General features: G+C 58.8%; 3 protein-coding genes. 2 read left to right on the forward strand and 1 reads right to left on the reverse strand.

What is annotated here, in order from left to right:
* Nucleotides 1-324: 324 nt before the first annotated feature.
* Nucleotides 325-564, forward strand: coding sequence for a hypothetical protein (locus IVB13_RS24975; protein ID WP_247490806.1), 240 nt, complete (start codon nucleotides 325-327; stop codon nucleotides 562-564).
* Between the two features lie 465 nt (nucleotides 565-1,029).
* Entirely contained in the window at nucleotides 1,030-1,185 is a 156-nt protein-coding gene (locus IVB13_RS24980; RefSeq protein ID WP_247490808.1) for a hypothetical protein, read from the forward strand.
* 117 nt (nucleotides 1,186-1,302) lie between these two features.
* Here the strand turns inward: IVB13_RS24980 and IVB13_RS24985 are convergent, their stop codons facing one another.
* Nucleotides 1,303-1,503 carry a hypothetical protein gene (locus IVB13_RS24985; RefSeq protein ID WP_247490810.1) on the reverse strand — a complete coding sequence of 67 codons (201 nt, stop codon included), beginning with the start codon at nucleotides 1,501-1,503 and terminating at the stop codon, nucleotides 1,303-1,305.
* Nucleotides 1,504-2,328: the final 825 nt, after the last annotated feature.

The following is a 2,328-nucleotide window of genomic DNA, read 5'->3' on the forward strand; positions in this document are numbered from 1 at the left end:
TCGAAGTCCCCCGTGCCGAATCAACTTGGCACCAGGGAATCAGAACTCGCTAATTAGGTACAGACCCTAAGACCTCGCCAAATCTGAGCCGCGAGCGCAAGGTGTGCTTGAAGCGATAGCGCGGCGAGCGCAGCAAATTCTCACTGCGACCGACTGGACCAGCGCCGCCGCGTGCGGGTGGCACAAGAATACGCTGACAACCAGCGCGTCATCATGGCCCAGCTAGGGCCCGGGATGAATCGAGACGGTTCCGCGTAGTCGTTCTTTTTGGGGTGTTCCAATTTGCGATAGGAACACACCCATCGCGACTGCGTCTTGACTGCCATGTCCCACTACTACTTCGACACGCGCGACAACGACAGGTTCGTTCCTGACGAGATAGGACTCGAAATCGCGACCTTATCGAAGGTGAAACGCGCTGCCTCGGAGGCAATGGCAGACTTCGCCAAGGACGTGCTGCCGGGCTCGGTCGTTCGTACCCTCTCAATCGAGGTGCGGGACGGCTCGGGACCTGTGCTTCGCGTGGTGCTCCGCTTTGAGATTGTGCACGTCGCCGTTCATTGACACCGCCGGTGGACCTCCGGCCACGAGGATCTAGCCCCCAAGTGGTGGCGGTGGTCGCGCCCAAGCTTCACGCCGCTGCTTTGCTTCCATGACCAAGCGTCGGGTGATTTCGCGCGTCTCAGCGGCGTCCTTGATGGCCCGCTGAGCCCGGTACAGTAGTTCTTCTGTTTCTTCGCCAAATGGTTGCGACACGAGACGCTCCCTGCACAAAGGCGGGAGCGCGGTCGCGTCTCTCAGTCAACCGACGCCTCGGAACCGTGGCCGGTGATGGCGTCTCACGCACCAACGGCAAGGCGGCTCCTAATTCATTTTGCGGCAATCGCGCGCAAGTCGTCAATGTGCTCTTGGACGCCCTGTTGGCGTCGCCAACTTTAGGAACCTTCAAATCAGACGACACTTGGGAGTTGGAAAGGTCAGCTTATGTGCCCCCATCAATATTTACAACTGGCTGAACGATACCGGGAGGTGATCGAGACGGCCAAGGACACCTTCACGCGCTACCATCTCGAAGCGATGGAACGGAGCTACCGGGCCCTGGCTGATAGCGAGCGGGAGCTCCGGAAGTCTCGCTATATGGTGGAAGCCTTGGGCAAGCTGGGCGATAGTGACAAAGCAAAATAGACCAATGCGGCTCGTTCCGTCTGGAGATACACTCGTGTTCGCAACGTGTTCACGGGGACTAGATTCCTTGAGGCATCTCGAGGGTCGGCACAAAACGAAAACTGGGCACTGAGCACTTCACTTCGGAGATTGTAGACCGGGAGAGGCCAGCCAATCGCTGATGTGCGCGCCAGTATTAGCTAACCGCGCTTTCCTAAGAAGGGCCTCGCGTTCCGCGCCTGCCGGTAATGCGCTGGCCTGCTCCTTGTACCTTGTTGCCAGTTCGGCCAATCGTTCCTCAAGAGAGTAGGTCTGCTTCACTCTGGAGCGCTCCGTCATGGCGCTTTCCTCGGCCGTTAATGACGACTCCAAAACGAGAGAAGGCAACTTCAGTTCCTGCGCCGGAACGAACTTAGGCCAGTGGCGAAATCAAATTAGGCCACCCCCTTAATTCCTACAAAAGGACCCTATGCTCGGCGGTAGATGCCCCACAGCGCGATTGCGAGAAAGGCCCCACCGCCGGCGACCAGCAGCATCAGGATTGCATCCAGCATCCGAATCACTCCCCTGAGATGAGAATGCACGCGCGCGGGAAGTCGTCATTAACACAGAGCAGGACGGCGGTTTCACGAGCGCAGCCGACCACTTCTCAGGGGCTTCGCGGATGCAGTGCTCTCACCGGCGAAAAGGGGCCGATGCCGACGGCTACGGAATATAATGCACCCTAACCGCATTTCGGTTCCGGCGAAGTTTGTTTTGCAACCTGATAAGAAAGAGCTCTAAATTTTGGGACCGGGGCTGGCTGCATATTTCACTCTTCATTTTACCCGGCTCTTTTTGACTCGCGCGGGCCGCAGCGGTTGACCTTCCGCTGCGGCCTTCGCATACCTCTGATTGATCCAGATGGGGCTGGAGCGTCTTGAAGTCCTTTGCGCTTGCGAACGCTGCGAAATGGATCATCGATCTGATGGAGCACACCGGAGCAGGTGCTGCCCACGCGCGAAGAACTCGCCGTCATCCTGGGCGTGGGAAGAAGCTGCCTCGCCCTGCGAGGGTTCAGAGCCGAGGGCATTTTGGATACGGGCCGTGGCACCGTGACGGTTCGCAACATCGGGCTCCTCCCTCGTAAATCGAGCCGGCGGGCGTGCGCCGCAAGCCGCTGGC

Source organism: Bradyrhizobium sp. 17, from assembly GCF_023073515.1.
Lineage (GTDB): Bacteria > Pseudomonadota > Alphaproteobacteria > Rhizobiales > Xanthobacteraceae > Bradyrhizobium > Bradyrhizobium canariense_D.